Consider the following 26,121-nt stretch of genomic DNA (forward strand, 5'->3'; position numbering starts at 1 on the left):
ACATTGGAGTGACGTTGACGTCTGTTCGTCGTGCCTACCTGGCGGTCGCACTTGCCGTGCTGGCCGTGTCGGGTGGTGTCGTTGTCTCGGCCCTGCCGGACTGCGCCGAGCATTGCCAGACGTTGGCCGCGCCGCCACAGGGCGTCCCGCAGCCTTCACCCACGGAGCCGGCCAAGCTGAGCATCACCCCGAAGCCTGACGCCGAGGTCGACCCGCTGGCCCGGGTCATGGTCACCGCCGACACCGGCACCGTGGCGCGCGTGACGATGGTCAACGACGCGGGCAAGGAGATCCCCGGCGTCCTCACCCCCGACGCCAGGACGTGGAAGCCCACCACCACGCTCGGTTACGGCCGCACCTACACGCTGAAGGTCGACGCGCGCGGCCCCGGCGGCATGCCGACCCGCAAGACCACGGCCTTCTCCACCGTGACCCCCGGCTACCAGGCCCGCGTCTACCTCAACGGCACGAACTACGCCTCACTGCAGGACGGTGCCACCTACGGCGTCGGCATGGTGATCGTCGCGCGGTTCGACGAACCGGTCACCGACAAGGCCACCGCCGAGAACCGGATGAAGGTCACCACCGAGCCCAAGGCCGTCGGCTCCTGGAACTGGATCGACGACCAGACCGCGCACTGGCGTCCCGAGAAGTACTACGCACCGGGTACCAAGGTCACCGTCGACGCCGGCATCTACGGCGCCAAGCTCGGCGACGACCTGTACGGCGCCCAGGACGAGAAGGTGTCGTTCACCATCGGCGCCTCGCACGTAACCGTCGCCGACGACACCGACAAGCAGGTCAAGGTCTACGACAACGGCAAGTTGGTGCGCACCATGCCGACCTCGATGGGCATGGGCGGCACCGAGACCATCGGCGGCACCACGATGAGCTTCTGGACCCCGCGCGGCGTATACACCGTGATGGACAAGGCCAACCCGGTGATCATGGACTCCTCGACCTACGGCCTGCCCGTCAATTCGCGGCTCGGCTACAAGACGACGATCCCGTGGGCCACGCGCATCAGCATCGACGGCATCTATCTGCACCAGCTCAACGCGACGGTGTGGGCGCAGGGCAAAACCAACACCAGCCACGGCTGCCTCAACCTGAACGGCGAGAACGCCGAATGGTTCTACAACTTCTCGGTGCCCGGCGACATCGTCGAGATCCGCAACACCGGTGGTGACCCGCTCAAGCCGACCAACAACGGCGACTGGTCCGTGCCCTGGGCCGAATGGGTCAAGGGCAGCGCGCTGCACTGACTTTTGCCGCCAGGAAGGTCTGCATTCGGCCCTTAGCATTAGTGCCGTGCGTCGTGCATTCGTGGTGCCGGCCTTCGGGGCAGCGATCGTCCTCGCCGGTGCGACGGCGGGGCGCGCCGACGCAGCACCGCCCGGCTTCCCGGATCTCGACGCGTTCTCCGCGGTCAATCCAGCCCCGTACGTGGTGCACGGTCTCAAGGCCTCCACGGTCCGCTTCACCACGCCGACGATGACCTGTGGTTGGGATTACCGCCCAGACCACAACGACCACGTCGTCGCGGTGTGTCGCGGCACCATCGTGGGCATACCCGCCGAGGTGCCGCAGAGCGAGATCGAATCGTCGTGCGACGGGGTCAGTTCGAGCTTCACCCGCGGCCGCGGGCCCTGTCTCCCAGAGGACTATCCGCGACTCGCCCCCGGCCACAAGCTCACCGCCGTCAACACCACCTGCGCGGTGACCGATGACGGGGTCGCCTGCATCGACCCGATCGTCAATCACGGGTTCGTCGTGCAGCCCTCGGGCAGCTGGGTGTTCTAGCGATGCGCCGGGGCGTTATTGCCGGGCTCGCTGCGGCGGCGGTGGTGGTCGTGGTGGCGGTGACCGCGGTGGTGTTGTGGGTGCGACGCTCAGAACCTGAGCCCGCACCGACGCCGCAGCTGATCGGGTTCTCGCTGCAGAATCGACCGGCGCAGGGCTGGCGGGTGACTCCCGCCGACATCGGCCTGCCCGACGGGATCCCGGTGGGCAAGCCGTTCGGCAGCGCCGGGGAGCGGGCCTACTTTCTCACCGACTGCGATCTGGAGTGTGGAGACGGCTACCGCAGCTGGGTGTACGGCATCGACCTGCACACCGGCGCAAGGCTGTTCGACCCCATCCTGCTGGAGGGCTTCCACGGCGGGTTCTATGGGAACTGCTATCTGAACGGCGAGAACATCGCGGTGTGTCTGACCGACCAGGACACCATCCACGGCGAACCGCGCCGAGTATGGGTGCTCGACCTGGCGCGGGGACAGGTCACCCACTCCGGTGAAACCGACTTGCGCATCAGGGGTTTCGGCACCGAGCTGGTAGCCGAAGCGATCGGAAACCCGCGGGGGCGGACTCGGCTGGTGGCCACCGCGCTGGGCACAGGCGTCTACGGCATCGGGGCCACGGGGGAGCGCACGTGGTTCGTCCCGGGCAGCGGGCAGCTGGACGTGCCGACGTTGACCGTATCCGACGACGCGCCGCTGACGCTCGCGACGCAGATCCCGACCCCGGAAGACCCGACCTACCGGGTGTTTTCGGTGATCGACGGCACTGAGCGCACCCCGATACCGCCGCGGGGCGCGACGCTCAAACGAGCGGCCGTCTATCCCGGCGGCTTCGCCTATCAGTACGAAGCACAGGACGTGGCCGGCGTGTTGTTCTACAACGCGGCCGGCGATCTGCTGGCACAACGAGAACTCAAGGGATACAACCTGTTGGACGCCACCACGGTCCCGATCGTGCTCGACCGTTCGGTACTCCGGGTCTACTCCCGTGACGGCCGACAGGTCAGCGAGTTTCCCGGTACCGCAATCGATTACCGCGACGCCAAGTTCCAGGTGATCGGCGGTGACCTGTACGCGTGGCAGGGCGAGGAAGGCTCTGACGTCGAGACCTGGCAGCAGTGGAGTCTGGACTCCGGCAGCCCCGGCACCCGCTGCCAGGTCGACTTCACCAACTACGTCGGATCCGATGGCCACATCGTTCTCAGTACGACCTACCGCGGGTCACGCGATGAGATCGTCGCCATCGATCTGTCCACCTGCCAACGCCTGTGGCAGATGCCGGCACCCGATAACCGAGGTGTTGTGGAACAGGTCGGGACCGCACTCATCGCGAGAAACTCGACCGAACTCGTGGGACTGCTGGGGCAGTAGCCGGGAGGGGTTATCCCGGTGCGACAGGGGAACCGCCGGGGAACACCCGCCGTGGCGGCGGTGGCTTCTTCACGATGGCAGGCAGGATGAACGTCTCGATGTAGCGCCGTGCCACCTCGGGATCCGCGATGTCGGGGACTGCCTTCACCAGGAAACCCAGAGCGGTCGCGATGATGAACTGCGCCAGGTCGTGTGGGTCCAGACCGGGACGGAACTGACCGGCGTCCTCGGCGATCATCGCCTTGATGGTGGTCGTCACCAGATCGGTCAGCTCGGAATCGGTGGCGATCAATGAGGCGATCGTGCCGTCGGAGGTCTGGTCGGCGATCGTGTTGAGCAGCGGGTCCGACACCAGTTCGGTCGCAACGATCACCAGACTCTCGACCAGCAGATCGACGGGCCCGGCGTCCTCGGGTATCCGGGGCAGGATGGAGGCCATATGCCGCTGGGTGGTGCGCTGCACCATGGCCGCGATCAGGTCATCGCGGTTGGTGAACTGGCGGTAGATCGCCGTGCGTGAGTAACCCGCCTCGTGGGCGATGACCTCCATCGTCGACGACCGGTACCCGCGGGTGACGAACAGGTGCTCGGCGGCGTCCATCAGCACCTCGCGCGCCTGCTCGGCGGTGTTGCCGCCACCGACGGGTCGGCCCCGGGGGCGGCGTTCTGGTGCTGACAATCGACTGTCCTGCTCGGCGGCGGGTGGGGTTTCAGTATGCCGGACGGCCACGCAGGTCCCGCCACCAATTAAAGGAACAGTTCTAACTATTTGTTTCATTTTCCTGCGGACGGCCGATGGCGGCGGTTAGCGTGCCTGCGTGACCATACGGGGGCGAACAATTCATACGGTGGCGGCGATCGGATGGGGCGTGCTGGTGGTCGCCCTCTGGGTGGGATTGATCGCGGGCGCGGCCCCGACGGCCCACGCTGATCCCGGTCGCGAGAAGTCGACCACGCAGTCCGCCAACGACTCTGGCGCATCAACCAAGCAACGTGGTCCGGCTTCCCGGCTCGGCCCGCGAACGGATAGGACGCGCCGGGCTGACAACTCGTCGGTGCGTCAACGTCCGCGGCTGTCCCTGCCGAAGTCGCTGCCGGAATCCCTGCCGACACGTTCCGAGGTGCGTGACCTGGTCGGCGACCTCACCACCCACGCGCGTACCGCACTGACCGGCCTTGCCGACCGTGCGCCGAACCTCCGGACCGCACAATCGCTTCCGCACCCCAAGGTTACGAGGCGTGACACGGCGTCGCGCCCCGACGCCGCTGCCGCCGCTGTGGCTGACAAGGCGCCAGACATCGTCGACGCGATCGACGCCATCACCCGCCCCGTCGAGGCGAAGGCGCTGCCCGCAGACGTCGGCACGGTCGTCGACCGTGTCGTGCCCCACGGCCGCACCCTGCTCAGCGATATCGCCGACCGGATCACGAACGCGGTTCCGGCCCAAGCCCACCCGACCGTGAAGCCTGTCGCCGCCATGACGGCCCCGGTCACCGGGCCGCGGTCGGTACCGTTGGTCAACGTCGTCGGCTCGCTGGTGTTCAAAGTGGTCGGGGCTGCGCTGCAGGTGTTTTCGGGTCCGCCGGTGCTCCCGCCGGGCAGCAACGTGACCGTCCGCACCTCGACGCTGGACATGCCGGGCACCAACCAGACCGTGCGTGCCGACTGGTACTTCCCCGAAAACCCGGATTCCGCCACCGGCGTCATCTACCTGCAGCACGGATTCATGGCCACCGGCCCGATGTACAGCTACACCGCGGCTTACCTGGCCGAGGAGACCAACAGCATCGTCGTCGTCCCCACGCTCTCGTCAAACCTGTTCGACGCAGGCGGCGAATGGATCGGCGGAGAACCGATGCAGCAGTCCGTGGCCGACCTGTTCGCCGATGGCAGGCCGGAACTGACCGCGAGCGCCAGTGCGGCGGCCGGCCACCCCGTCACGCTGCCGTCCAAGTTCGTCCTCGTCGGTCATTCCCTGGGCGGAATGCTGGTCACCGGTGCCGCCGGACGCATGGTCGACAACGGCGCTGTCGACGACCTGGCCGGCGTGGTCCTGCTCGACGCGGTGGATACCCACCGTGACATGCCCGAGGCGCTGGACCAGCTGTCGGGGGCCAATTACCGTCCGGTGCTGCTGATTTCGTCCGAGCGGTACGTGTGGAATCTCGACGGCACCGTCGGCGATGAACTGCAGGCCGCCCGGCCCGGGGAGTTCAACGGCGTGATGCTGGTCGGTGGACGGCACATCGACGGACTGCAGGGCGCCAACCCGATCCTGCAATTCGCCGAGTACCTCGTCGCCGGTTTCTCGCAGCCGCAGAATGTCGCTGCGGTCAAGGTGATTTCGGCCGGCTGGATCAACGACATGTACGACGGCACGGACAGCGGTGTGCACGGTGCACCGCAGGAGAGCATCGAGATTCCCACCCCGTCGGGCACCGCCACCGCGGTGGTGCTGCCCTTCACCTCGACGGAACCGGTGCAGGCGACGCCGTGGGACGGAGTGGCCAAGGTCATCCTCGATGTCCTGTTCCAGTACGCGGTCTACGAACCGTTGGCCGGACAGTCGGTGCCGGTGACCGTCTGACGCCAGAAATCGGTACCCGCAGCCCCACAGTTCCGCCTCTATCCTGGTGAGAACGCCGAGCCGGGGGGTGCTGTGGAAGAGACACCACCAGAGGAATACCCGCACGAGTGGGTCGACCGGTACGGCCCCCAGGCGTATGCGCCCCAGGCCTACCTCCCGCCGCCTCCCAGAGGTCAGCACTACCAACTCCTGCTGACCATCCGGTGCTTCGCAGCGGTCATCGGAGGCGGTGCCGTGGCGTTCTGGGCGTTCGTCGTCTACGTGATGCTGGGTTCGGCCTTCGACACGAACCCGGCCACCGATCCGCACGGCTACGGGATCGTCTTCGGCATTCTCATCTCGGTGCCCGTCAGCCTCTTCTGGGCCCTGGTGTTGCCGTTCGCCGCCCCCAAACACCGGTGGGGACCCGCGTTCGCGATCTCGTTGCTGAGCCTCGTGGCCCTCAACGCGCTGGTGTTCTGGGCGCTGAGCGTCTCGGGCGCCGGGTAGCGCCGCCTCCGAGTTCGCTGGGGTGCGCTGAACAAGGCATATACCAAGCTCAGCTATACATTTTGCCGCGAAATCGTTAACCGAATTGGTGCCCCGTCTGTATGTGATTCAGCCCACGGACGATGTACATTGTGATCGCTGTCATACGAAAGGGCGGTCCATGTTTGGAGCATTTGTTGGGGCACTTCTGCTGGTGCTCGGCATCGGTGCGATCGCCGGCGTTGTAGTGGCAGTGGCAATGGGTCTTCCCACCCTGGCACTCGTGATCGGTCTCATTTCCGGCGCATTTTTCGCCGGACGTGCCGTTTAGAGCTTCAGCCGCTTTCGCAGGCCGGTCGCTCGGACCGCCTGCCGGGCGATAGCCGCGCGGATTTCCGCTTCGGAACCTACGACGCGAACCCGGGTCTTGGCCCGGGTAACCGCGGTGTAGAACAACTCCCTCGTCAACAACCGGGAGTCCTCCGGCGGTAGCAGCACGGTCACCTCGTCGGCCTGGCTGCCCTGGGATTTGTGGATTGTCATGGCGTGCATGGTCTCCACCTCGGTGAGCCGGCCGGTGGCGAACGTTCCCGACCCGCCCACCACCGCACGCAACCCGTCCGGGGTGGCCACGGTGACGCCGGTATCGCCGTTGTAGAGCTTGAGCCCGTAATCGTTGGCCGTCACCAGGATTGGCCGCCCCACGTACCACTGCGCCCACGTGGGCTCGCCGGTCGCCTCGGCCAGCCACCGCTGTACCTGACGGTTCCACTGCGCGACACCGAACGGACCGTGCCGGTGCGCGCACAACAACCGGTGCTCGTCGAGAATGTCCAGCGCGGCACCGGCGTCCCCGAGAATCGCGGCCTGCCGCAGTGCAAGGGCATGCGGCACAAGCACTTCCCGCAGCCGCTCGCCGGCGTCCGAGGACACCCACTCGACATGCTCACCGCCGGCCGCCAACACCGCCACCGCGCCCGAGGCGTCGCCGGTCCGGATTGCTGACGCCAGCGCGCCGATCGACTCACCGAACCGGTGCGAGGTTTGCAGCGCCGCCACCCCACGCGACCCCAGCCCGTCGACCAGGTCGGCCAAAACCGCTCCGGCCTCCACCGAGGCCAGCTGATCGGGATCGCCCACCAGCAGTAGCCGGGTCTGCGGACGGACCGCCTCCAACAACCGGGCCATCATGGTCAGCGACACCATCGACGTCTCGTCGACGACGATGACGTCGTGCGGCAACCGATTGGCCCGGTGATGACGGAACCGTGACGACGTGTCCGGACGTGACCCCAACAGCCGATGCAGCGTGGTGGCCTGCAGCCCGGAGATCCGTTCGCGGTCCACCGCATCGAGCCGGTTCACCTCGAGCTGCACGGCCTCCTGCAGCCGGGCCGCGGCCTTGCCGGTCGGAGCGGCCAGCGCGATCCGCAGCGATGGCCGGCCGGCCAGTGCGGACTGCTCGGCCAGCAGCGCCAACAACCGCGCCACCGTGGTTGTCTTACCGGTGCCCGGCCCGCCGGTCAGCACGGTGAGCCCTTGCGACAGCGCAACCTTCGCCGCGGCCCGCTGCTCCTCGAAACCCGGTGGGAACAGCCGCGCCACATCGGGGACCGCGCCGCCGGGCTGGGCACCCACCAGGGCCAGCACGTCGTCGCACACCTGCTGCTCCTCCAACCAATACCGGTCGAGGTACAGCAGATCCCCGAACAAACGCAGCACCGGGGGAGTGCCCAGCAGCGGGCTTGCCGCCACGGCCGCCAGCCACTCGTCGGCCTGCGGCCAGGGCAGCTCGGGTAGCTGGGCCTGCTCGGCCACCGAGCGCAGATCCACACACACCGAGCCGCCACGCAGCGCGCGCACCGCCAGGGCCACGGCAAGTTCCACCCGCGGATCGGTCTCCTCGGCGAGCGTGCTCAACCGTTGGGCTACCTGCACATCGGCGGGTTCCAGGATCTCGGCGAACGCGTCCAACATCACCGGGCCCCCTGATCCAGTAGCTCCGACATCGCAATGACCAACGCGGCGGGCGGCTCCCAGCTGAACACCCCGGCCGGGTGTCCGTCGACCACGGGCGTCTGCGCCCCGCACATCCCGCGCACGAACAGATACATCACCCCGCCCAGATGCGTGCCCGGATCGTAATCCGGCAGCCGCCAGCTCAGGAACCGGTGCAACACAACGCTGTACAACAACGCCTGCAACGGATAGTCCGAGTGCAGCATGGCCTCTGCCATGCGGTGGCGCCCGTAATCGGCCGCGGTGAGCGGCGCGTCGCCGGTACCCAGCCAGTTGGTCTTGTAGTCGACGATCACAAAGCGTTGCCCGATCCGCAGCACCGCATCCACCGAACCGGACAGGTATCCGCGCAGCGGCTGGCGGCCCAGCAGCCCGGTCGACAACCGCTCGGCATAGACGGCCATCGGATCGTCGGCAGGCAGATGCTCGTCGAGCAGGGCCCCGATCTCGGCCAACCGCGCGAACGAGCCGCCACGCAGATCGCCACCGGCCATCGGGAACTCGAAGTCCAACTCGCACAACCGGTCTGTCAACCCGATCTGGCGCAGCGTCATGCCGGGCGCCAGCGGGCCCAGCGGGGTGTCGTGCATGGGGAGCAGGGCGGCGGCCAACTCGTCCGTCTCCACTTCGACGGGCCAGTGGGCCGCGTGGCGGCGCACCTCGGCCTGCAGTTCGGCCGTCAGGTCCGCAGCCAGGGGGTCGGCGGTCTCCAGCACCGCGTGCACGAGCGACCCGAACGCGGCCCCGGCCGGCAGCGATGCCATCGGGGAGGGCATGTCGGCGCCTTGGGTGGGGGCGATGACGGTGATGTCGGTCGACTCGTCGTCGAGCTCGGCGACCTCAGGCTCACTGGACACCCCGGAATTCCCGGCATCTTCGGCTGCGCGCAGCAGGCCCGAATAGGACGTACGGCGCCATGCGGTGTCGATGGAGCGATGAAAATGCCGTGCCGCCAGGTCATCCGGTATCGCGTGGGCCGGCACCGGCATGACCGCGCCGATCACCGACTCCTCCAGCACCGGACCGCCCGCGGCTTCCCAGGCCCGCAGCCGGGCCAGCGCATCCTCGTCGGAGATCCTGGCCGGTGCGCAGCGATCGGGCACCGCATCCTGCCCGGGGGCGCGCCCGCGCAGCAGGCGCGACAGGCCGCCGTTCGGCTCGTCATTCGACGGCGCCCACCACGCCACCACCTGCGACTGGGCCCGCGTCATCGCCACGTAGGTCAGGCGGCTGTCGTCGGCGGCGGCCTCGGCGCGGCCCGCCCGGGTCACCGCCGGATCGGGGCCGCCGATCTGCAGGCAGCGCACCCCCTCGTCGTGGAACAACACCAGATCCGGTTCCGGCACATACCGATTGAACGCGAACGGCAGATAGACGATCGGGAACTGCAGCCCCTTGCTCACCCACACCGTCATGATCTGCACCGCGGCGGCATCGCTGTCCAGGCGCCGGTTGCGCTCGGACGTGCCGCCACCCTCGGAGCGCTGGGTACGCAGCCAGTCCCGCAGCGCGGCCAGCCCGAAACCTTCCCGGTGTGCGGTGTCGCCGAGCAGCTGGGTCATGTGGGACAAGTCGGTCATCAACCGCTCGCCGCCCTGCCAGGACAGCACCCGCTTGCCCATGCCGGCCAGCTGCGCGGCCTCGAAGATCGCCGCCACGCCACGCTCGCGGGCATGGCCGGCCCAGGTGCGCAGCGTGTCGGCGACCCGGTCGGTCAACGCATCACCGCCCGCGGCAAGGGTTTCCGCGGTTTCTCCGAAGAACATCGTGGCCGCCGCGGCGCGCACCAGTCCGGGACGGTGCGGCTGGTCGAAGGCCTCCAGCAGATACAGCCAGTCCTCGGCTGCCTCGGAATTGAACACGTCGGAATCCCCGGTGTAGACCGCGGGGATACCGGCGTCGAGCAGTGCCGTGTGGCACGCCCGGGCGTCCTTGTGGGTCTCGACGATCACCGCGATGTCGCCGGCCTCCAGCTTCTGGCCGGCGTAGGTGGCACCGCCGGCCAACAAGGCCCCGATGTCGGCGGCCAGGTCCCTGCCGATGTGGTGGCGCAGATCGGCGATCGGAATCACCCTGGTGCCGGTGCGATTCCGCGTCACCACCCGCAGCCGGAACGGATCGTTGTGCGGTGCCCCGGCCAGCCGATGCCCCTGATGGTGTGCCTGCACGTCGTGCACGACGATGTCGGGTCCGCCGAGTTCGGCGCCGCGCAGCACCGCCTGCAGCCGGTCGACCAGGGCACTGTCACTGCGCCAGTTGGTGCCCAGGGTCTGCTTGTCCCCAGCGGTCTCCGCGGCCCGGAGGTATGTATCGATGTCGCCGCCGCGGAACGCGTAGATCGCCTGCTTGGGATCACCGATCAGGATCAGGGTGGACCGTCCGGAGAACGCCCGCTCGATCACCTGCCACTGCACCGGGTCGGTGTCCTGGAACTCGTCGACCATCACGATCGGCCAGCGCTGCGCCATCCGCACCCGCGCCGCGGAATTCTCGGTGGCCAAGGCGCCGGCCAGCCGGGTCAGCAGATCGTCGTAACCCAGCACGCCGCGCCGCCGCTTGCGAATCTCCAACTCCGCCAGCACCGCCCGGGCGAACGCCACCCGAATCCCCGCCGGCGACTCCGGTTCGGGGTCCAGCGGGCGCAGTTCGGTCGCCGGATTGGCCACCACCACGCGGGCCAGCCTCAGCGCCTCGGCATACCCCAGCTCCGGGGTATCTCGCTGCGCACCGAAGTGGGCGAGATACAGATCGTCGGTGATCTCGCAGACCAACTCGTCAAGGCTCTCGACGAGCGTCACACCCGAATCGCTGTCCCCGGCCACGCCAAGGGATTTCAGTACGATCTGGCAGAACTGATGCGTGGTGGCGATCGTCGCCGCATCGAACCCGGCCAGGGCGTCGCGCAGTCGCTGCCCGCGCGCCTGCCGGTCTTCGGCGATCAGATACTGCAACAGATCGTTGTCGGCGCGTGACGGGTCCTCCAGCGCGGCCAGGGCGCCGACGATCTGGGCGCGCACGCGCTCCCGTAACTCCTGACTGGCGGCCCGGCCGAAGGTGATAAGCAGCATCTGATCCAGCGTCGCCGCGCCCTCGGCCACCAGGCGGGTCACCAGACCGGCCAGTGCGAAGGTCTTGCCGGTGCCCGCGCTGGCCTCCAACACCGTGGTGCTGTTGGTCTGCGGCAGTGGGCCGATCAGATCGAATACGTTCACCGGGCCGACCTTTCGGCCTGCACCTGGGCTTGTAGGACTGGCAGCCACAGCCGCTCGGCATACTCACCGAGACCGACCAGCCGGCTCAACGGCGCGCCGCGGCCCCACGCCCGCACATGCGCGGGCGCCTCATCCTCGCCGGGGAATCTGCTGCTGCGCCACCGGAAGGAGGCCTCGCGCTCCGGGTCGTCACCGGCGTGGCGCGCCGCCGCCCACGCATAGGAGGTCTTGACGGGCAGCGGCAACGGCTCCCGCCGGCCCGCGTCATAGATGGCCACCAGATCGGCCAGCAGCCCGACCGGGTCGTCCGGACGGCCCAAGCCTTCGATACGCGGGGTGTCGCCGCGCCGGGGCCGCCCGATACACACGGCCGACCAGTCACGGTCGGGATGCCCGGCGGCCAACGCCAACAACGGAATCCAGGACTGCAGCAGGTGCTTGCCGTCGAGCTTGGAGTAGGTCACCGACACCAGCCGGTCGCCGAATACCGGCGAGACCGTGCCGGTGAGCCGGCGCCCGGTACCCAGGTCGATGTCGACGTCATAGGCCTGCGGGTCCGCTTCCCGGTACCGCAGCGCCTCGGCGGCCAGCAGCGCGCACTGATCGCGCAGGACGATCGCACGCCGCCAGCCCAACTGGCCCGGCGGCAGGGTGCCGCGCCGCCACTCGGCCTGCTGGGCATCGGCCGGGGTCATGCCCCGCATGATGTCGCCGAGCATGCGATCGCCGACAGTCCATTCCTCCAGCGCATCGATATCGACCGGCATCACATCCGACACCCCGTCCACGTCCCAGGGCAGCGTGTAGTCCAGCGCCCGGAAGAAGCCCTTCACCGGATCCCTGAAGAACGTGACGAGATCCTCCAACGCGACGTCGCCGACGGGCGGCGACGGAAGTTGATGGGCGAAAAACGGTGGCCGGTCGGCCCGCTGCCCGGCGCTGGCCTGCGCCGCGGTCAGCACCGTGGGATCGAACGTGAACGGTCCGTCGGGGAGCAGTGCCCCGGGGGTGACGTTGCGAATGTCGAAGGGCTGCAACGGGTGTGTGGTGAGAACATCCACCGGCTGTTCGGCGGTGATCCTGAGCGTGTCGAGCAGCTCGGCCAGCGGCACCGCCGGCGGGCGGGCCTGACCGGAGTATTCGTTGGCCCCGGTGTAGGTGACCACCAGCGTCTGCGTGGCGGCACCGATCGCGTCGAGCAGCAGCTGCCGGTCCTCTGAGCGGATGTCGCGCTCACCCGTACGCGGATCACGGGCCAGCACGTCGTCGCCGTCGACGGCACCCAGCCGCGGAAACACGCCGTCGTCCAGCCCGACCAGGCACACCACCCGGTGCGGAACCGAGCGCATCGGCACCATGGTGCACACCGTCAGGGTCCCGGTGCGGAAGTTGGCCCGCGTCGGCCGCCCCGCCAGATGCCGATCCAGCAGCGCGCGAACATCACTGAGCCGCAGCGGCGTTGCCGCCGCGCCCGCGGCCTCGCCGATCTCGGCGAACTCGCGCTGCACCTGGGCTGCGGGCCACTCCTCATCGGAGAACGCCAACGCCTCGATCCCGGTGCCGAGCGCCGACAACCACTCGTCGAGGGGGCGGACGCCGCTGAGCTGACGGACAGTGTGGCTGAGTTTCTCCACGAAGTCGGCGAACCGGCCGGCCAGTTCGACCCGGTTGCTACTCACGTCGTCGAGGGGCAACGTGGTGCCCAGCCAGGCGTGCGAGTCATCGGACATCGCCACCCCGGCCAGCACCCGGTCGATACCGAAACGCCAGGTGTTGTGCAGGAATTGGACGCCGTACGGGCTACGGTGCTCCTGATCGAAACCCCACCGGATATTGGCCTCACGCACCCAGGCGGTGATGGCCTCCAGATCGTCGTCGGTGAACCCGAACCGGGCCCGTACCGGATCAGACTCGGCCAGGTTTAGCACCTCGCTCGCGGTGGCCCGCCCACCGGCCAGGGTCAGCACCGACGCCGCCACCGACAGCAGCGGATTCGTCTGCACCAGAGCGCGATCGGCCAACCGCACCCGCAGCTTGTGCGCCGGATGCGCGCCGTGCACCACATCGCCCAGCCCGAATCCCGCCGTGATCAACGGTGCATAGGTCTCGATGTCCGGGCACATCACCAGGATGTCGCGTGGCTCCAGCGTCGGGTCGTCGGCGAGCAGGCCGAGCAGCACCTCGCGCAGCACCTCGATCTGACGGGCCGGGCCGTGACAGCTGTGCACCTGCACCGAACCGTCCTCCCGCCGCGGCACCCGCCCGGCCGGGCGAACCGCGTTGGCCGCGATATCGGACTGCAGCCAGCCCAACACGGTATCGGGATAGCCTGTACCGCTGAGATATTCGTCGGTGTCCGGGATCGGCAGCCCGCGCTGCAATTCTCGCAGATCGCGGCCGAGGGTCGCCAGCAGCGGGTGGCGCACATCGCGGTGGCTGTTGTCCTCGCGGCGGGGGAGCGCGCCGGAGTGCGCGGCCAGCGACTGCCACAGGTCATCGCTGGGGTGCGGCAGCCACAGGTGCAGATCGTGATGGGTCGCCAGCGCCGTGAGCAACTCGATCTCGGTGACCGGTAACCGGGTGTGCCCGAACAGCGACAGCCGTTCAGGGAGGTCGCTCGGCGACTCGGTCAGCCGGGCAAGGGTTTTCGCATGCCGAAGGTGCGGGGGCTCGGCGTCGATCCGCTCGAGCAGTGCCCGCCACAGCGGTGCCTGCCAGGACAGATCGTCGGGCAGCTCCGCCCAATCGACCAGCAGTTGCGGGCGCTGCCGCGCATACGAGGCGAACAGCCCGGCCAACCGTCGGGCCACCGCATAGCGCCGGCCCTGGCGCAGCTCATGCTCGTCACCGATCTCGAAGTGACCGAGGTGGGTGGCCACCGGCGCACCCCACGGCTGATCCAGGTTGTCGTCGATGACCGCCAGCAGCGGCCAGGCCAGCGCATCGGCCGACCACGGGTCCTCATCGGCCGTCCCGGTCAGCTCGGCGATCAGCGAACGCGGATTGCGGAACTCGACCGCCGCGCACACCCCCAGCCGGTTCGACAGCCGCTGACTCAGCCAGCGCTCCACACCCTTGGCCGGCACGAGCACCAACTCCTGGGCGAACGGGTCGGCCAGAGGTTGCGACAGCAGATCTGCCAGCCCGTCGGCGAGCAGATCGGTGCGCTCGGCCCGGTGCAGGTGCAGTGCCATCGAAAGACACGATAGGAGACCCGGTCAGAGTGTTGCTGCGTTTGGTCCCGACAGCGCGGCGGGTCGGGCGGCGAGCGCGACCGCGAGGGTCAGCGTGCCGGCGATGACGAACGCCACCCGCACGCTGAACATGTCGGCCGCGCCGCCCAACAACGCCGCGGCGAACGGGCGCGACCCGAGGAAGCCGACCAGCCACAGCGCCATGATGCGGCCCCGCAGTTCTTCGGGTGCCCGCTCCTGAACGACGGTGCTCAGGCCGGTCATCGCCCAACCGAAGCCCAGCCCCGCGACCGCGAAACCGGCCAGCGCCAAGGCGGTGACGGTACCGAGGGCGAGCAGCCCACAGCCGGCCACGAGCAGCCACAGCCCGATTGCCGAAACCCGGGCGGCCGCCAGCCGTCCACGCATCGACGCCAGCACCACCATGCCGACCGCCGCGCCGATGCCGAACGCCGCCGACAGCGCACCCACCAGGTGGGCGCCGCCACCTAGGTCCTCGGCCATCGACGGGGTGAGCGTAATCGACGGATCGGAGGCGAACCCGACCGTCGTCACGGCCAACAGGGCAAGCAGCAGCGGGCGGTCCCGCCACACGTACGCCAGTGCCGCGCGCACGCGGTAGTCCCCGTGCGGGCTGCGTTCCGGCCGGGCCGGGAAGGTGACCAGGAGCAGGAAGATCGCGAACACCATGTGCAGGCCCGCGCTGATCGCGAAGCCGGGCGCCGCACCGAGGCGCGCGGCCAGGAAGGCGCCGATGGCCGGACCCAGGATGCGGCCGATGGTCATCGGAATGCTGTTGAGCGCCATGGCCGTCGCAAGTTCGCCGTCGCGGATCAGGCTCGGAACGACCGACTGCATGGCCGGGCCGCCGATGACGAATCCGAAGCCGACCAGGGTGGAGCCGACGAGTACGGGTACCGCCGCCGCGGTGCCCTGCAGGTCGGGGTCCAGGGTCAGCCAGAGTGCGGTCGAGCCCGAGCCGATGATGCACAACACCCGGCCCCACAGGATCTGACGGGCCGGGTCGCCGATGTCGGCCCACTTGCCACTGGTCGGGCTCAGGATGAGCTGGGGCAGGAACTGTGCGACGCCGACCATGCCCACCATCACCGCCGAACCGGTGGCGTCGAAGATCACGATGGCGGCGACGATGCCGTGCGTCCACACCGCGACAACGGAGAACATCTTGCCCCAGAACAGGGCGCCGAAGACCGGGTCGAACATCAACCGAAGGGCGCCGCGCGGCTGCGGGCGGGCAGTGGTCTGGGCTGTCACGAGCCGATACCCCGCTCGAAATCGGCGACCAGCTGCTCCAACAGGTCGACGAGTTTGTCGACGTCGGGCTCGGACCATTCGGCCACGGTCTCGGCGACCATCTCGCGGCGCCGTTCGGTGACATCGGCCAGGGCCTTGCGGCCTTCATCGGTGAGGGCGAGTACGCACCGCCGCTGATCCTCGGCGGCAAGGGTTTTGGTGAGCAGGCCGGCGGCGACGACATTGGCGACGGTGCGGCTGGCGGTGGAGTGCTCGACGGCCATGTACTCGGCCACCTCGCCGACCGAGGCGCTCTGCCCGGCCTTCTCCCGCTGCTCGACGGCGCGCAGCACCCGCAGCGTCGACAGTGACGGGACGCTGCCCGACGCGTCGATCAGCCGGCGCCGCCAACCCGGGCGCTGCCGGACGATGTGGATGCGCACCAGAAGCTCGTCGAGTTGGTTGTAGCGAGGCACTATATGTGCATAGCACATAAATATATTGGCGGCGGAGGCGGTGCGGGGTGAGGGACGGATCCGCCTCTCCACGTTCGTAACGCCAGGGCGAAGAATCGGGCGTTTGGCCGCCATGGCGTTACGAACGCGAGCGGACCGCCCCGTCGCTGGGCGCGTTTGCTGCCAACCGCGGCGGTAGCGGGCCCATACGATCATTGGATGTCAGAGGGGCTGGTCCGGCGTTGGCGTGAGTAAGGCTGTGGGGCAACCGATTTTGGGTGCAGGAAGGTGAGGATCCGCAATGAACGACGGTTCGATCTCAACGGATCTGTCCCAATTCTTCGGCGCATACTTCCACCAGGACTGGGATCTGGAGGCCGATGACTGGCCAGGGATCGTCGACACCTATGTCAACGATGACCCCGTCGCCAGGCCTCTGCTGAGGCTGGCCGAGGAGATTGACGACCTGCGCCAAGCCCGGCAGGGACGGGACCTGGAGCAGTTTCTCGTGCGCACGGTCGGTGTCGACTACGTGCCCGAGCCTCCGCTGACCTACTCGGAGTGGTTGGGCCAGGTCGCGGACCGGTTACGCCAGCGGGCCGCAGGCCTCGGCGACTGAAGTGGCAGGTGCGACGCGCGGGAGCGCCTAGCCCGCGAATTCCTTTGCCAGACCGTCGATTCCAGCGCGAATCGCGGTCAGGGCCTCGGCGCGGGCCTTGAGCTTGCTCGCCACGTGCGCGCCGGTGTTCAAGGTCGCGGCGGCCTCAGCGGCCACCTCCTGGGCGCGTGACAGCACCGCGTCCGCCGCGACGACCTCATCGAGCCAGCCGCCCGCGATCGCCGCGTCACCGGTGAACACCGCCGCCATGGCGATCCCGCGCTGAAAAGCAGCCCGGGTCAGGCGCATCCGCATGATCTCGATGGCCGAGATCGGCAGCGTCATCCCGATCTTCACCTCGTTGGCCTGGCACCGCGACGTCACCGCGCCGACCCGATGATCACCGGACAACAGCAGGAACGATCCCATCGCGATGGCATGCCCGGTCGCCGCCATGATCACCGGCACCGGGAAGCTCAGGCACCGCACCGACAGTTCGAAACCGCCGGCGAGCATGCCCAGGGTTGCGGCCACGTCGCCGGACGAGAACACGCTCAGGTCGAATCCGCCGCTGAACACCTTGGAATTACCGGCCAGCACCACGGCCTTCACCTCGCCGGCGGCCGCGCCCGCGGCCGCCTGATCCAGCGCCGCGTTGATCTCGGCCTGCATCGCAGGCGACAGTGCGTTGACCTTGCCGTCGTCCATCGTGATCGTGGCCACGGCATCGTTGAGCTCGTAGCTCACCAGGCTGCTCATCGCACTGATGCTAGCGAGTGGGCTCAGGCCCGATGACGCCTGCCGGAGGTTGTCGTCGGCTTGATCAGATCCGTCTCGGGATCGTCGTCGTCGTAATCGTCGTCGTCATCGTCATCGCCGGCCTCGTAGCGGTCGCGCCAGCGGGACCGCATCTCGGCGCCCAGCGCGTTGATGCGGTTGATTTCCGAGCGCAGCTTCTGCTCGTCGGTCTCCTTGGCCGCGTATTGGAAATAGGTCAGCACACCGCGCAACAACTCCAGCTTCTGCTTCTCCCGGCGGGCCTGGTCGTGGGTGGTCAGCAGTTCCATCCGGTCCACCGGCGGCAGCGTCGCCCAATCCAGCACCGCGGTGTTGCGCAGCTTGCGGCCACTGGGCTTGCCGGGTGAGCCCGGCTCGTCGTAATAGGTGACCGCCCCGTCGAAACGCGACGCGATCGCCTCACCGAGCTGCTTGCGGTCCAGCGCCGAATCCCACACGATGCGCCACTCCTGCGACGGCGCCAGATACGGGATCTCGGCGGGCAGGTTCAACGGCACGATGTCGACGAAGTTGTCGTCATACGAGCTCTCGTACTTGCCGACAGTGGGTGGATTCGCGAACTCGAACCGCAACCCGTACGCCGGCCGCTGACCGTAATTGCGGACGACCAGCTCCACCAGGTGCCAATCGGCACTGCTCGGCTCCATGAACATCGACACGTTCGGCTGGGTCAGCTCGGCGCGCCGGTCCCTGGCCTTCAGATACTGCCGCCACGCATAGATCAAGGCGATGACGATGACGGCAATCGCCACCCATGCCGCGAGCGCAGTCCATGCACCCGGTTCGAAACTAGCCAACTCACGCCCCCGCTCCGTGACTGAATCGATGATCCCCACCAAGTGGGTATATCACGGACCTTCGGGATGGGCAGTGGTCCGGCTCAGCAAACTTCGGCCAAAACCGGCTCCCTCACGAGGCGACGGCAGTGAGGATGTCGCGCTGCACCGGAACGGTGACGGGTGTGTGGACCAGCCGCTCACCGCGCGCCAGCCACTCGATGTCGGTCCATTCGATACGCGCGGGCAGTCGCCGCCAATAGTGCGGGTGCGAACGCAGGTACACCTCGACACTGGCGTGCACCTTGGCGTCCAGCGGCGCCCGGCACCGCCCGATCGCCGGTGCGGTCCCGGCCAGGGCGTCGAGATCGGTGGGGCAGGCACTGTGATCGTGAACTCGCAGCCCCGAGGAAATAGCCCCGTCCAGCATCCAGTCCAGAGCGATGTCGGCCAGCGGCCAGCACGCGCCGGTGCCGCCGATGACATCGCCGCGGGTTCCGCGGAACCAGACTTCATCGAGGCTCTCGCGGTACCGCATCGTCCGGCGACCGCCGTCGACCGCCACCGCGTGCCGGCCGGACTCCACCGTCGGCAGTGGTCCCATGTGGTGCTTGGTGCCCGGAGTGGCCGTCGCATTCCACAGCCCGACGAACCGCACCGGCACGGCCGGATCGCGGTCACCGAACAACTGCGCCGCCAACACCCTGATCTGTCGCCAGTCCTGGGGCGTGCGCGCCGTGCGCGGCAGCACATAGGTGGCAAGCGCGTAGTCCAGTACGTCATCGGAATGAGCCGGCAACAAGCCGACCGTGCCGAGCAGCGTGGCCAGTTCACCGGCGCGGTGCCCGCCCTCGCCGCCGCCGAACACGAAGATGCGATCCCCGGGATCCCACGCATCGCCGAGGAAGCGGTACGCCTCGGCGATGGCCGCCCTGGCTTCGCCGGCCGAGTCGCCGCGGCGGCCCGGCGCGATGCGTCTACCGGGCTGCGTGGCTGCGCCGCTGTGATACCAGGTCAACTGATCGGTGCCCTCCAGCAACCGGAACAGCATCTCGGTATTCGACGCGTCACGGAGTCCAGGACGTTCATCTGTGTGGTCGAAGCACAGCACGATGTTCTTCACGGCGACCCCCGGCGGGACTGTCAACTACTGCTCAACTGATGCTGACCAATACTTTGCCGGGTCTGTGGGCTGGTGTCCTGAGTATTGCACTACTCGAATCGCGCAAAACGGTACGTAGTTCCCCTTGCAACCGCTTAGGCAACGAAATCCGTGGCAGCTGGACCATTAGAGGGTGCAATTGCCCCGTTGATTGATCATGATTTCAGCGGATTCCGCACTTCGTGGAACTGGAACGATTCATCAACCGCCCATCAACATGTGCCATTGCTCAAGGTTTGACGCCCGATACACGTAGTTGCTGCGTTTGACTTCGTCGAGCGGGGCGCTCGGTTCCTCCGAGTACCAGTGGCCGGGGAAGACGGTCGGGTCTCCGGGCAGCTGGGCCAGCGCCTGCAGGCTGCGGAACATGTCATCGACATTGCCGCCGGGAAAGTCGGTGCGCCCGCAACCATCGAGGAACAACGTGTCACCGGCGACCAGTCGGCCCTCCAGCAGGAAGCACTGACTTCCCGGGGTGTGGCCGGGGGTGTGCAGTAGCTCGATCTCCAGCGCGCCGACCGCGACCTTGTCGCCGTGGACGTGCGAGGTCAACTCACTCGGCGCGATCCCGGTGACCTGGGAGACCCACTCGGCCTCGTGGGTGTTGACGTGGACCGGCACGCTCTGGCGCTCCAGCAGTTCGGCGAGACCCTTCAGGGAAAAGCCCGCCATCGTGCCGCCGACGTGGTCGGGGTGGTGATGGGTGACCAGCACGCCGGAGAGGTGCATGTCGTCGGCCTCGAGCACGTCGACGAGGTCGTTGGCCGCGTACGCCGGGTCGACCACCACGGCGTCGCCGGTCTCGCGGTCGCCGATCAGATAGGAGAAGTTGCGCATCTGCTGGGCGATCGGGTCGCCGGCCGCGTAGTCGCGGCCCGACAACAACTGCCGGAAGTACAAGCGGTCTTGGGCGTTGGGCTCGGACATGTGTTCAGCGTATTGGTGCTCCGCATCGCCCTCTCCGCGCATCCCCGCAGGTCCAAAAACCGCACGTCATGACGTGTTTGAACGCACACCGATAAAACTCGCATCAAAAATGCGGAATTACTAGCGTCAGCGGTATGCACCTCACCCGGTTCACCGACCTAGGACTGCGCACGCTGATGCTGCTGTCCTCGGGAGAGTCCGAGGACCGGCGCGTCACCACCCGCACCATCGCCTCAGGCGCCAACGCGTCCGAGCATCACGTCGCCAAAGCCGTCTCCAAGCTGTCCGAGCTCGGCATGGTGCACGCCCGGCGCGGCCGGGTCGGGGGACTGGTGCTCACCGAGGCCGGACGCACCGCCTCGATCGGCTGGCTGGTGCGCGAACTCGAAGGGGACCGCGAGGTCATCGAATGCGGCGGGGATTCCCCCTGCCCGCTGATCGCAGCCTGCCGGCTACGCCGGGTGCTGGCCGACGCGAAGGAGGCGTTCTATCGCGAGCTCGACCGCTACACCGTCACCGACCTGACGGCGGACACCCGCCTACCGATCGTTCTACAGCTCACCCCGGCAGTAACCCACCCCGAAAGGAATCCCCGATGACCGTCACCAGCCCCGAGCCGTCAGCGGTACGCGACGAACTGGAGCCGCAGCACGCCGAAATCGTCTCCGCGACACTGCCCCTCATCGGCGCGCACATCGACGAAATCACCTCGGAGTTCTACCGTCGGCTGTTTGCCAACCACCCCGAGCTGCTGCGCAACCTGTTCAACCGTGGCAACCAGGCCCAGGGAGCCCAGCAGCGCGCGCTGGCGGCGTCGATCGCCACGTTCGCCACCCACCTGGTCAACCCCGACCTGCCGCACCCGTCGGCGCTGCTCGCGCGCATCGGTCACAAGCACGCCTCGCTGGGCATTACCGCCGACCAGTACCCGATCGTGCACGACAACCTGTTCGCCGCGATCGTCCAGGTCCTGGGTGCCGACACCGTGACACCCGAGGTCGCCGAGGCCTGGGACCGGGTCTACTGGATCATGGCCGACACCCTGATCGCGCTGGAGCGTGACCTCTACGCCGGTGCCGGTGTGGAACCCGGTGACGTCTTCCGGCGGCTGCGCGTCGTCTCCCGCGTCGACGACCCGTCCGGTGCAGTCCTGGTCACCGTGCGCGCCACCGAGCCCGTCAACTTCGCCGCCGGACAATACGTCTCGGTCGGCGTGACACTGCCCGACGGTGCCCGCCAGCTACGTCAGTACAGTCTCGTCGGCGCACCCGGTTCCACCGACCTGACGTTTGCGGTCAAGCCCGTCGACGCCGTCGCGGACCAGCCCGCCGGCGAGGTCTCGTCCTGGATCCGGGCCAACCTCTGCATCGGCGACCTGCTGGACGTCACGCTGCCGTTCGGTGACCTGTACACCGGCGGTCGGCCCGACGGCCCCCTGGTGCTGGTGTCGGCGGGCATCGGGATCACCCCGATGGTCGGCATCCTGGAATTCCTGGCCGCCGAGGCGCCCGACACACACCTACGGGTCCTGCATGCCGACCGCAGCGACGGCGGCCAGCCGCTGCGGGAGCGCCAGCACGAGCTGATCGACGCGCTGCCCAACGCGAGCCTCGACCTCTGGTACGAGGACGGCGTCACCGGAGGGGCGGCCGGCGTGCACGCCGGGCTGCTCAAGCTCGACGGGATCGAACTGCCCGCGGACGCCGCGTACTACCTGTGCGGTGGGGCCGGATTCGTCGAGGCGGTCCGCACCCAGCTGAGTGACCGCGGAATCGCCCACGAGCGGGTGCACTGCGAGCTCTTCGCACCCAACGATTGGCTCCTGGACTAGCCGACCAGGCAAAACAGCTCCCCGGCGGCCGCGTTGACCTGCGGTTTGGTTTGGCTGCCGGGAAAGCTGTACCCTCTTTAAGGCTGCGCGGCTACGGACGCGCACAAGCCCCCTTAGCTCAGTCGGTAGAGCGTTTCCATGGTAAGGAAAAGGTCAACGGTTCGATTCCGTTAGGGGGCTCGGTGGACGAGCAGGCGGTGCGCCGACTCGCATCATCGGGGCGGTGTAGCTCAGCTGGTTAGAGCGCACGACTCATAATCGTGAGGTCGGGGGATCGAGTCCCCCCACCGCTACAGGAACAATCAACAGCAGAGCGTGATTTTAAGCAGGGAGAACTGACGTGGCGTCGAGTACCGACGTACGGCCGAAGATCACTTTGGCGTGCGAGGTGTGCAAGCACCGCAACTACATCACCAAGAAGAACCGCCGCAACGATCCCGACCGGCTCGAGATCAAGAAGTTCTGCCCCAACTGCGGCACCCACCAGCCGCACAAAGAGTCGCGATAGCCAAACGCTCGTGGCTCTATCGTCAAACATCGTCGGGATGCACTACCGGCATCCCGAGCATTACGAGGTCGGACGCGAGAAGATTCGCGAGCATGCGATCGCGGTAAAGAACGACGATGCGTTCTTCACTGACGAGGCTGCCGCGGCTGAGCTCGGTCACGACTCGCTGCCGGCGCCGCTGACGTTCATTTGCATCTTCGGTTACCAGGCGCAGTGGGCGTTCTTCGAGTGGGCCAACATCGGTATCCAGGACGCTCAGATCGTCCAGGTCGACCAGGAGCTGAAGTTCCTCAAGCCGGTCAGAGCCGGTGACAAGCTTTACTGCGACGTGTACGTGCATTCCGTGCGCAAGGCGCACGGCACCGACATCATCGTGACCAAGAACATCATCACCGACGACAAAGGTGAGGTGGTCCAGGAGGCCTACACGACCCTGGCCGGTCGTGCGGGCGACGGAGAAGAGGGTTTTAACTGATGGCGCTGCGCGAGTTCAGTTCGGTGAAGGTCGGTGACACGCTTCCGGAGCGGGTGATCCCGCTGACCCGTGGAGATCTGGTCAACTACGCCGGCGTGTCCGGTGACCTCAACCCGATCCACTGGGACGACGAGATTGCCAAGCAGGTCGGCCTCGACACCGCGATCGCCCACGGCATGCTGACCATGGGCCTCGGCGGCGGCTACGTCACCGGATGGGTCGGTGACCCGGCTGCCGTCACCGAGTACAACGTCCGCTTCACCGCGGTGGTGCCGGTCCCCAACGACGGGGTGGGCGCCGAGATCGTCTTCAACGGACGCGTCAAGTCCGTCGACGCCGAGCAGAAACTTGTCACCGTCGCCATCTCGGCCACCGCGGGCGGAAAGAAGATCTTCGGGCGGGCCACAGCGACCGCAAAACTGGCGTAAAGGAGTTCTGGGCCATGGCACTCAAGGCTGACATCCGAGGAATGGTCTGGAAGTATCCGTACCCTTTCCTGATCGGCCGCGAGCAGATCCGTCAGTACGCCAGAGCCGTCAAGGCCATGGACCCGGCCAGCCACGATGAGGCTGCCGCCGCCGAACTCGGCCACGATGCGCTCGTCGCTCCGCTCACCTTCGCCTCCACCCTGGCACTGCTGGTGCAGGAGCACTTCTTCCAGAACGTCGACGTCGGCATGGAAACCAAGCAGATCGTCCAGGTGGACCAGAAGTTCCTGTACCGCAAGCCGCTCAAGGCGGGCGATCAGCTGCACGCCATCATGCAGGTCACCTCGGTCGAGGAGCGCTTCGGCGCCGACATCGTCGTCACCCACAACATCTGCACCGACGACGACGGTGCGGTGGTCCTGGAAGCCATCACCACGATGATGGGCCACGACGCCGACGATTCCATCCAGGTCAAGTGGGATCCGGAAACCGGCAAGGTCGTCCGGAAGGCCGCCGGGGAGTAGTCGTCATCAGCGGGCGCGATTAGTTTCTCGCGCCCACGCCGGGTACACTCGGAACCCGGGGTTTTTCCCATTTCAGCGCGCTGTCCGTCGGCTTGACCATGAGCGATCGGGGAGCGCGCGAATTGTGTAAGCCTCGACGCAGTACGGTGGCGGAAGCGCCAGTAAGCCACCGACAGAGGGGCGTAGCTCAACTGGCAGAGCAGCGGTCTCCAAAACCGCAGGTTGCAGGTTCAAGTCCTGTCGCCCCTGCTCAAACTGAATATTCGACAACGTGTGGACACTGGAAAGTGAACACACAAACCAGGATGAAAGGCATGCGGTGAGCGACGAGCGCGAAGGTGCCGGCTCCGCAGACGACACTGGAACCGACGCCGGCACCGACACCGGGGCAACGGACACCTCCCACGGTCAGACCGCGGTGGTGACCCGGCCGCTGCGCCCGACCGGCAAGCGGACCCGTCGTGGCGTGGCTGACGAGGCCGACAGTGACGATGCCGCCGAGGGCGACGCGTCGAGCGATGATGCCAAGGCCGACTCCGGTAAGTCGAAGAAGCCCAAGAAGAACGCGAAGGCCAAGAAGACCGGGCCGTCGCGTAACCCGATCATGTTCGTCGTCAACTACCTGCAGCAGGTCGTTGCCGAGCTCCGCAAGGTGATCTGGCCGAACCGCAAGCAGATGGTCAGCTACACCACGGTGGTGCTGGTCTTCCTGGTGTTCATGGTCGCGCTGATCTCCGGCGCCGACCTCGGCCTGGCGCGACTGGTGTCGCTGGTGTTCGGCACCTGATCTGGAATTTGAGAGAGGACTGACAACGTGACCACGTTCGACGGCGATGAGACCGTTGCCGACGATCCGACTGCGGACGAACGGGCCGTCGACGCCGTCGAGTCGCAGAACGACGAGCCGTCCGACGGCCCTGAGGCCGACGAGACCGCCACGGTCGACGAGATCGCCACGGTCGACGAGACCGAGTCGGTTAATGAGACCGAGCCGGCCCCGGCCGAAGCTTCCGAAGAGGCACCTGCTGCCGACGAAGCGCCTGAGGTCGACGAAGACGAGGACCCGGCAGTCGCGCTCAAGAAAGAGCTGCGACTCAAGCCCGGCGACTGGTATGTCATCCACTCCTACGCCGGTTACGAGAACAAGGTGAAAGCCAACCTCGAAACCCGCGTGCAGAACCTGGACGTCGGCGACTACATCTTCCAGGTCGAGGTGCCCACCGAAGAGGTCACCGAGATCAAGAACGGCCAGCGCAAGCAGGTCAACCGCAAGGTGCTGCCGGGCTACATCCTGGTGCGCATGGAGCTCAACGACGAGTCGTGGGGCGCGGTGCGCAACACCCCCGGCGTCACCGGCTTCGTCGGCGCCACTTCGCGTCCGTCCCCGCTGTCGCTGAACGACGTGGTGAAGTTCCTGCTTCCGCAGGGCGCGGCGAAGAAGCCCGCCAAGGCCGGCGCAGGCGGTGCCGCGGCGGGTGCCAGCACCGAGGCAACCCTGGAACGGCCGGAGATCCTGGTCGATTTCGAGGTCGGCGAGTCCGTCACCGTCATGGACGGCCCGTTCGCGACGCTGCCCGCCTCCATCAGCGAGGTCAACGCCGAGCAACAGAAGCTCAAGGTGCTGGTCTCCATCTTCGGCCGCGAAACACCGGTCGAACTGACCTTCAACCAGGTCTCCAAGATTTAGTCGCCACAGCGGCTAGAAACAACGGGCGTTTCACGCCCTTGGATGAG

25 protein-coding genes and 3 tRNA genes are annotated in these 26,121 nt (G+C 67.5%); 18 read left to right on the forward strand and 10 right to left on the reverse strand.

The window, feature by feature from the left end; translation table 11 throughout:
* The first annotated feature begins 8 nt into the window (after nt 1–8).
* From AB0I14_RS25640 to AB0I14_RS25650, 3 genes are read left to right on the forward strand one after another with little or no spacing between them, the layout of a single operon-like run.
* Complete coding sequence (locus AB0I14_RS25640; protein WP_358027686.1) at nt 9–1,265, forward strand: Ig-like domain-containing protein; 1,257 nt, start codon at nt 9–11, stop codon at nt 1,263–1,265.
* A gap of 46 nt (nt 1,266–1,311) precedes the next feature.
* The gene (locus AB0I14_RS25645) at nt 1,312–1,803 is read left to right on the forward strand and encodes a hypothetical protein (RefSeq protein ID WP_358027689.1); all 492 of its coding nucleotides are present in this window, start codon (nt 1,312–1,314) and stop codon (nt 1,801–1,803) included.
* Nucleotides 1,804–1,805: 2 nt separating this feature from the next.
* Entirely contained in the window at nt 1,806–3,170 is a 1,365-nt protein-coding gene (locus tag AB0I14_RS25650; protein ID WP_358027692.1) for a hypothetical protein, read from the forward strand.
* 10 nt (nt 3,171–3,180) lie between these two features.
* On the opposite strand, the gene AB0I14_RS25655 is transcribed toward AB0I14_RS25650, so the two are convergent.
* Entirely contained in the window at nt 3,181–3,849 is a 669-nt protein-coding gene (locus AB0I14_RS25655) for a TetR/AcrR family transcriptional regulator (protein ID WP_358027694.1), read from the reverse strand.
* A 169-nt stretch (nt 3,850–4,018) separates the two neighbouring features.
* On the opposite strand from AB0I14_RS25655, the gene AB0I14_RS25660 reads away from it, so the two are divergent.
* The 3 genes from AB0I14_RS25660 (at nt 4,019) to AB0I14_RS25670 (ending at nt 6,557) form a co-directional block, all read left to right on the forward strand.
* Entirely contained in the window at nt 4,019–5,758 is a 1,740-nt protein-coding gene (locus tag AB0I14_RS25660; RefSeq protein ID WP_358027697.1) for an alpha/beta fold hydrolase, read from the forward strand.
* Nucleotides 5,759–5,830: 72 nt separating this feature from the next.
* Complete coding sequence (locus AB0I14_RS25665) at nt 5,831–6,247, forward strand: hypothetical protein (RefSeq protein ID WP_358027699.1); 417 nt, start codon at nt 5,831–5,833, stop codon at nt 6,245–6,247.
* A 160-nt stretch (nt 6,248–6,407) separates the two neighbouring features.
* Nucleotides 6,408–6,557: a hypothetical protein gene (locus tag AB0I14_RS25670; protein ID WP_358027702.1), complete on the forward strand. Its 150-nt coding sequence runs from the start codon at nt 6,408–6,410 to the stop codon at nt 6,555–6,557.
* Here AB0I14_RS25670 and recD read toward each other — a convergent pair.
* The 5 genes from recD to AB0I14_RS25695 are packed head-to-tail and all read right to left on the reverse strand — an operon-like array spanning nt 6,554 to nt 16,399.
* A complete protein-coding gene (recD, locus tag AB0I14_RS25675; protein WP_358027705.1) occupies nt 6,554–8,203 on the reverse strand; it encodes an exodeoxyribonuclease V subunit alpha in 1,650 nt (549 codons plus the stop codon). The genes AB0I14_RS25670 and recD overlap by 4 nt on opposite strands.
* The gene (recB, locus tag AB0I14_RS25680; RefSeq protein ID WP_358027708.1) at nt 8,203–11,457 is read right to left on the reverse strand and encodes an exodeoxyribonuclease V subunit beta; all 3,255 of its coding nucleotides are present in this window, start codon (nt 11,455–11,457) and stop codon (nt 8,203–8,205) included. Before recB ends, recD begins: the two co-directional genes overlap by 1 nt.
* Nucleotides 11,454–14,651 carry an exodeoxyribonuclease V subunit gamma gene (gene recC, locus AB0I14_RS25685; RefSeq protein WP_358027711.1) on the reverse strand — a complete coding sequence of 1,066 codons (3,198 nt, stop codon included), beginning with the start codon at nt 14,649–14,651 and terminating at the stop codon, nt 11,454–11,456. Before recC ends, recB begins: the two co-directional genes overlap by 4 nt.
* 24 nt (nt 14,652–14,675) lie before the next feature.
* A complete protein-coding gene (locus AB0I14_RS25690; RefSeq protein ID WP_358027714.1) occupies nt 14,676–15,926 on the reverse strand; it encodes an MFS transporter in 1,251 nt (416 codons plus the stop codon).
* Nucleotides 15,923–16,399 carry a MarR family transcriptional regulator gene (locus AB0I14_RS25695; RefSeq protein WP_358027717.1) on the reverse strand — a complete coding sequence of 159 codons (477 nt, stop codon included), beginning with the start codon at nt 16,397–16,399 and terminating at the stop codon, nt 15,923–15,925. The genes AB0I14_RS25690 and AB0I14_RS25695 overlap by 4 nt, the downstream gene beginning before the upstream one ends.
* A 262-nt stretch (nt 16,400–16,661) precedes the next feature.
* Between AB0I14_RS25695 and AB0I14_RS25700 the strand changes: the two genes are divergently transcribed.
* The gene (locus AB0I14_RS25700) at nt 16,662–16,979 is read left to right on the forward strand and encodes a contact-dependent growth inhibition system immunity protein (protein ID WP_358027720.1); all 318 of its coding nucleotides are present in this window, start codon (nt 16,662–16,664) and stop codon (nt 16,977–16,979) included.
* A 27-nt stretch (nt 16,980–17,006) separates the two neighbouring features.
* Here the strand turns inward: AB0I14_RS25700 and AB0I14_RS25705 are convergent, their stop codons facing one another.
* From AB0I14_RS25705 to AB0I14_RS25720, 4 genes are all read right to left on the reverse strand, one after another.
* A complete protein-coding gene (locus AB0I14_RS25705; RefSeq protein ID WP_358027723.1) occupies nt 17,007–17,717 on the reverse strand; it encodes a crotonase/enoyl-CoA hydratase family protein in 711 nt (236 codons plus the stop codon).
* A 23-nt stretch (nt 17,718–17,740) separates the two neighbouring features.
* Entirely contained in the window at nt 17,741–18,592 is an 852-nt protein-coding gene (locus tag AB0I14_RS25710) for a hypothetical protein (protein WP_358027725.1), read from the reverse strand.
* A 73-nt stretch (nt 18,593–18,665) separates the two neighbouring features.
* Nucleotides 18,666–19,655, reverse strand: coding sequence for a DUF2235 domain-containing protein (locus AB0I14_RS25715; RefSeq protein ID WP_358027906.1), 990 nt, complete (start codon nt 19,653–19,655; stop codon nt 18,666–18,668).
* 240 nt (nt 19,656–19,895) lie between these two features.
* A complete protein-coding gene (locus AB0I14_RS25720) occupies nt 19,896–20,621 on the reverse strand; it encodes an MBL fold metallo-hydrolase (RefSeq protein WP_358027728.1) in 726 nt (241 codons plus the stop codon).
* A gap of 134 nt (nt 20,622–20,755) precedes the next feature.
* Between AB0I14_RS25720 and AB0I14_RS25725 the strand changes: the two genes are divergently transcribed.
* The 11 genes from AB0I14_RS25725 to nusG all read left to right on the forward strand — a co-directional run bounded on the left by AB0I14_RS25725 (nt 20,756) and on the right by nusG (nt 26,074).
* Nucleotides 20,756–21,220, forward strand: coding sequence for an Rrf2 family transcriptional regulator (locus tag AB0I14_RS25725; protein ID WP_358027731.1), 465 nt, complete (start codon nt 20,756–20,758; stop codon nt 21,218–21,220).
* The gene (locus AB0I14_RS25730; RefSeq protein WP_358027734.1) at nt 21,217–22,452 is read left to right on the forward strand and encodes a globin domain-containing protein; all 1,236 of its coding nucleotides are present in this window, start codon (nt 21,217–21,219) and stop codon (nt 22,450–22,452) included. Before AB0I14_RS25725 ends, AB0I14_RS25730 begins: the two co-directional genes overlap by 4 nt.
* A gap of 107 nt (nt 22,453–22,559) precedes the next feature.
* Nucleotides 22,560–22,632, forward strand: a tRNA-Thr gene (locus tag AB0I14_RS25735).
* Between the two features lie 39 nt (nt 22,633–22,671).
* Nucleotides 22,672–22,745, forward strand: a tRNA-Met gene (locus AB0I14_RS25740).
* A 47-nt stretch (nt 22,746–22,792) separates the two neighbouring features.
* Entirely contained in the window at nt 22,793–22,960 is a 168-nt protein-coding gene (gene rpmG / locus AB0I14_RS25745) for a 50S ribosomal protein L33 (protein ID WP_003881823.1), read from the forward strand.
* 10 nt (nt 22,961–22,970) lie between these two features.
* Nucleotides 22,971–23,435, forward strand: a complete 465-nt coding sequence (gene hadA, locus AB0I14_RS25750) for a (3R)-hydroxyacyl-ACP dehydratase subunit HadA (RefSeq protein ID WP_358027740.1) — start codon at nt 22,971–22,973, stop codon at nt 23,433–23,435.
* Nucleotides 23,435–23,863 (forward strand): (3R)-hydroxyacyl-ACP dehydratase subunit HadB, encoded by a 429-nt coding sequence (hadB, locus tag AB0I14_RS25755; protein WP_358027743.1) that lies wholly within the window; start codon nt 23,435–23,437, stop codon nt 23,861–23,863. The genes hadA and hadB overlap by 1 nt, the downstream gene beginning before the upstream one ends.
* A 14-nt stretch (nt 23,864–23,877) precedes the next feature.
* Complete coding sequence (hadC, locus tag AB0I14_RS25760) at nt 23,878–24,387, forward strand: (3R)-hydroxyacyl-ACP dehydratase subunit HadC (protein ID WP_358027745.1); 510 nt, start codon at nt 23,878–23,880, stop codon at nt 24,385–24,387.
* Nucleotides 24,388–24,563: 176 nt separating this feature from the next.
* A tRNA-Trp gene (locus tag AB0I14_RS25765) sits at nt 24,564–24,636 on the forward strand.
* Nucleotides 24,637–24,706: 70 nt separating this feature from the next.
* Nucleotides 24,707–25,174 (forward strand): preprotein translocase subunit SecE, encoded by a 468-nt coding sequence (gene secE, locus AB0I14_RS25770; protein ID WP_358027749.1) that lies wholly within the window; start codon nt 24,707–24,709, stop codon nt 25,172–25,174.
* Between the two features lie 27 nt (nt 25,175–25,201).
* A complete protein-coding gene (gene nusG / locus AB0I14_RS25775) occupies nt 25,202–26,074 on the forward strand; it encodes a transcription termination/antitermination protein NusG (RefSeq protein ID WP_358027752.1) in 873 nt (290 codons plus the stop codon).
* Nucleotides 26,075–26,121: the final 47 nt, after the last annotated feature.

It is taken from the genome of Mycobacterium sp. NPDC050441 (assembly GCF_040655355.1).
Classification (GTDB): domain Bacteria; phylum Actinomycetota; class Actinomycetes; order Mycobacteriales; family Mycobacteriaceae; genus Mycobacterium.